Origin of the sequence: Moorena sp. SIO4A5, assembly GCF_010672005.1 — a bacterium.
In the GTDB taxonomy this organism is placed as follows: Bacteria; Cyanobacteriota; Cyanobacteriia; order Cyanobacteriales; family Coleofasciculaceae; genus Moorena.
The window spans coordinates 1-4,850 of record NZ_JAAHHZ010000355.1 but is presented as its reverse complement, the minus strand read 5'-3'; the positions used below and the strand labels follow the sequence as shown (position 1 = coordinate 4,850).

General features: G+C 44.3%; 4 protein-coding genes. 3 read left to right on the top strand and 1 reads right to left on the bottom strand.

What is annotated here, in order from left to right; translation table 11 throughout:
* Positions 1–41 precede the first annotated feature (41 nt).
* From F6K57_RS36905 to F6K57_RS36895, 3 genes are all read left to right on the top strand, one after another.
* Entirely contained in the window at positions 42–1,148 is a 1,107-nt protein-coding gene (locus tag F6K57_RS36905; protein ID WP_143727804.1) for a peptidoglycan-binding protein, read from the top strand.
* A gap of 251 nt (positions 1,149–1,399) precedes the next feature.
* Entirely contained in the window at positions 1,400–2,713 is a 1,314-nt protein-coding gene (locus F6K57_RS36900) for an N-acetylmuramoyl-L-alanine amidase (protein ID WP_293062818.1), read from the top strand.
* A gap of 54 nt (positions 2,714–2,767) precedes the next feature.
* Positions 2,768–2,926, top strand: coding sequence for a hypothetical protein (locus F6K57_RS36895; RefSeq protein ID WP_293073237.1), 159 nt, complete (start codon positions 2,768–2,770; stop codon positions 2,924–2,926).
* On the opposite strand, the gene F6K57_RS36890 is transcribed toward F6K57_RS36895, so the two are convergent.
* Complete coding sequence (locus tag F6K57_RS36890; protein WP_293073235.1) at positions 2,923–4,533, bottom strand: CPBP family glutamic-type intramembrane protease; 1,611 nt, start codon at positions 4,531–4,533, stop codon at positions 2,923–2,925. The two genes, F6K57_RS36895 and F6K57_RS36890, sit on opposite strands and share 4 nt — an antisense overlap.
* Positions 4,534–4,850: the final 317 nt, after the last annotated feature.

Below are 4,850 nucleotides of genomic sequence, written 5' to 3'. Positions count from 1 at the left end.
AATCACGACTACTGCCACCATTTCATCTATGAGGGAAACTGATGGTCTTATCTTTGAAAATCGTACATGATACCTTCCTAAAACAGCAACCCGTACCCAGCCAGAAGATCGAAAATGAAGAGGATAAAGTTTGGGTCAAAAAAGGCAGGGAACTAGAGCTGCACAGCTGGGTAGACCTCAAAGAAGAGAAGTCTTACCTGCGGATTGCTTTGACCAAAGATGAATTTAATGGCAAGAATACCTGGTACGTCTACGAACCCCATGTGGAGGTTTGGGATGATGACAAGCAGTTGTTCCCTAAGAAAATATCCATCAAGGTCAGGAATGTTACCTCCTGCTCTACAGAAGTGGTTCGGGGGCTAGACAAGCAGATTATTGATGAAATGAACCGACTTATCCCGAATGTACTAATCAGCTTTGATGATTTAGATGTGCAACTAGGTCCTGCTGTCTGGGCTATGCTCCAACCCGCTGCCAAAAGAGCCCTCGAACGTGCTATTCAAGACCGGGGCGTTCCCATGGTAATTAATTCAGCCTATCGGACCATTGCGCAGCAATTAATACTATATAACCACTACAGAAATCGCCGTTGCGGTATTCCCATTGCTGCCCGTCCGTCTCGCAGTAATCACCAAAGTGGTCTAGCCATTGATATTTCAGATTACCTGAGGTGGCGACCTTACCTCCAGAAGTACGGCTGGCGATGGCTCGGTTGGGGGGACCCAGTTCATTTCGACTACGTAGGCAGAGGTACCCGAGACATTCGCGCCCTAGCAGTGCGGGCATTCCAGCGAGTTTGGAACCGCTATAATATCAATGACCGGATTTCCGAAGATGGTTCCTACGGACCATCAACCGAGAGACGACTAAACAATAGTTTTTCAGAAGGGTTTTCGATCTCGGTACCCTCCAAGAAAGAATCTGAGAAGTCAATACAATTTCGGGTACTGCGCCTAAGCCAACCTTACATGAAGGGAGAAGACGTACGTGCTATTCAACAAGCCTTGGCCAAAGCAGGCTATAGTCTGGATGTGGATGGTGTCTATGGACGAGGTAGCGAGGCAGTTGTAAAGCAGTTCCAACAACAAAACGGTTTAGATGTAGATGGAATTGTCGGCCCAGCAACCCGTGCCAAAATGGGACTTTAATTGAACACCATTGACCCTAACCGAATGGTAATGGTCAATGGCGAAACAATCTATCATTCATTCATTCATTCATTCAGAAGTTCCCGAGGTATTCATCATTCCTAAATCATCATTGATGGTTTCATTTATTATTTCTCCGTAACTGACAATTTAAATGCGAAATGCGTAAGCTATTAGCACGATTTTTTAAAGCAATCTACCGAATTATTTTCCGACCAAAAAACGGTAAACTAAGGAGAAGAAACCCACCCATGGCACGTATTATAATTTCCGCTGGTCATGACCTCAAAGACCCGGGAGTAGTGGCTTTAGGCACAACAGAGTCTCGGGAAATGATACTTACCCGTAATGAAATTGTTAAAGAGCTGGAATTACGGGGAGTAGATTGTATAGTTGTTCCTGACTCTCTCAGTCGTCGAGACACAATTCGATGGATCAATGCCAATGCTGTGCCTGGTGACGTAGCCTTGGAAATCCATGGTAATGCCTTTAACGGTTCCCTGCGAGGGGCTCAAGCCTTTTACATCTATGGTAACGATGAAAGGCAGCTGGATGCTCAGCTCTTACTGAATGCCTTACTCCAAGAAATTCCTGAACTTCCCAGTCGTGGCATTCAAGCGGATATCCACTCTCCCAATCGGCGCGGCTTATCCTTTTGTCGTCAGGTAGCAGTCTCTTCCGTACTGATGCAGTTGTGTTTTCTCGACAATCCTCAAGACCTAGAGTTACTGCAAAATCAGCGGGAAAAATTTGCCAAAGGGATTGCTCAAGGATTAATTAAATGGAGCGGTCAGACTCCAAAAACTCCTGAGTTTCCTACTATCAATATCTTTATTAAACAACAGAAGTATGACGAAAAAGGGATTTTAATTAATAGCAATGCCTTTATTCCCGTTGATTTAGTGGAAATGCTCGGGATTAGTCTAACTGATCGGGAAAATATTCGCCAAATCAGTTACGGAAATGTTGTCTATGTCAAAGCGGTAGACTTACAGGAGTTTAATATAGCTGCATCCTGGGAAAATCAGACAAAAACTGTTATTTTAAATTCACTTCCCCGCACCTTACTCGAAGATGGTGATCAAATTATGGGGATGGGAAATGCCACTGAAAGCCAATTGAAAAGCTTTCTTGAGAAAAACAATGAAGACGGTTTAAAACAATTTCCTGACTTACCCAGACTTTACATAGAAGAAGCGGAAAATGAGGGAGTGAACCACGATGTTGCTTTCTGTCAGATGTGTCTGGAAACCGATTATTTACGCTTTGGAGGTAAGGTCAAACCTGAGCAGAATAACTTCTGTGGATTGGGTACCGTTGAGGCTAGTGCTGCTGGTGCTACGTTTCCTGACCCGAAAACAGGAGTTAAAGCTCACATTCAGCACCTGAAGGCATATGCCAGTACTGATATGATTAACGAGACCCCGATAGTAGACCCTCGTTTTGAATATGTGCCCAGAGGTGTTGCTCCTTCAGTTTATGACTTAGGCAGACGTTGGAATCCAGATTTGGAGTACGGGAATCAGATTATGGTATTTATTAAACAGCTTTATGGTGTTTTTTGAAGGATGAAGAATGTCACACGTCATACTTCACACTTAATACTTAACACTTGATACTTGACAGTTCATACTTACAGCGTTTTTCATAACTATCAGGTACACAGGATTTTTTACCTCTTACCTGTTCCCTGTTCCCTGTTCCCTGTTGCCTGTTCCCTGTTCCCTAAAAGCCAGGAATTTGTACCTCACCCAATTGTAAACCGCTGTAATTCTTAACTACTCCCTAAAACAAACAAACTCAGAAGCGTACCACTATTCCAGAGACTATGGAGCAGCATGGGAGCTAGGAGATTACGCGATCGCGTGTAAACGAATCCCAAGACAATTCCCAATGTGGCTAGGGGTAGGACTTCTGAGAGACTCAAATGAGCGATCGCAAAAATCAGACTACTTAATGCGATCGCTCCCCAAACTGGTAGATAACGAGTCAAAGAGGGCAACAAGAACCCTCGAAAGATTATCTCTTCAAACACTGGTGCTGCCACAGCTGCTGTCAGAAAAAATATCGTCAAAGCTATGGTGTCCTGTCCCTCCAAAGCTAGGGGCAACAGTGGGTTACTACCGCCATTTCCTTGCCATAACTGTTGGTTAATCAGAGATACCACAATCACCAAGGGGAGTGCTATCAAATAGCCACCGACTCCCCAGACAATCCAGTTGCTGCGCCACTTGAAACGAAACCAATCCTCTGGCAGGGGCAAAAAGGGCTTAATGGAAAGGTACATCACTAACAAGCCCCCAAATGCCATGATTAGGTAAGTTAGCAACACATAGAAAGCACTCATCTGTACCGTAAAATTGGCTGGGTTAATTCCAACAATCCCCAGTGACAAACCAATTAAAACCGGTAACAGCAGTTGACCGATAGCGAAAAAACCAAAAATCAGCACTTGCCAAATAATTTCCCCATCCCAAGCTGTTTTCCATGGCACATTATGATTCGTTGCTATCAGGGATTGCTTACCTTGAAATAACAACTGACCAACCAAACACACTAAGATTATCAAACCCAATAGGGTGTTAAATCCTGGGATGACAGCGATAACGAATAATTTGACAATTGCTTGTTCAGCGGTTTCTTGTTCTTGGGTTTGGAGTAACAATAGGTCACTTTGGCGCTGCTGCACTTGATACAGCTGACTCAACGCCCGATAGCGGAACCAATTATCTAAGTTTTGTTCAATTTTTTGCTCAGCATCTGGTATTACCAGGGGTGGATCACTCCATAGACCCATTAATACCCCAGCAGTTTCTAATGAGCCATTAGAGTATGTCTGTTTATCCCAGGTTTCAATAGCAGCATCGGTTTTTCCTTGTTGAGCTTGGAGAATGCCAATACGCAAATCCAGCCGAGCAATCAGCTGTTCGATGTCAGACAATGACTCTTGCAATTGCTGCTGCTCCGAGGCATAGGCGTTTTGGGTCAGGGGAGTGACTGGTGATTGTGATTGCCCCCTATCGTTCGGTGTGGTTACCTTCCCTATGGAAAATTTTTGGAGTTTGGTCAGGACCTTTGACTGATTGGTCTGAGCCAATTGACGGGCTGTTTCATACTGTTTTTGAGCAGATTGAAACGGCTCAGCACCAATCAAAGCATTACGAGCCACAGTCCAATCTATCTTAGACTCCTGATTAAGCTGCTCAGATTTATCAGAATCAGGGTTTGTGTTCTGCCACTCCCAGCCATGGAGTACTAGATTGGTTTGGCGAAGTTCCAGACTAGTTTGAATCTGGGGCTGACCCCAGCTTTCTACCAGAGACAGACCAATTCTAGCGATCGCAAAAATCGTCAGTACAATTAAAACCAACCGTTTTATAGTCATCGAACCCCCCAACACACAAGCATTTTGCTCATTAGTTACTAGTTATTTGTTGCTGGTCAACGGACAAGTAACCAATAACCAGTCACCAACTATACACTGCCAGTTTAGGGATGAGCTAGCTAAGTTACAATGACCTTGATGATTCGGAATCATCTCAGTATACCGAGTATACATTTGTCACCCTAGCTGACCCGGCTGAACCACATACCTGCTCATGGAGGAATAAGAGATTGGCTACCCGCGTCGTTATTGTCCGTCACGGTCAAAGTACTTACAACATTCAGCAGATCATTCAAGGACGCAGTGATCAGTCAGTC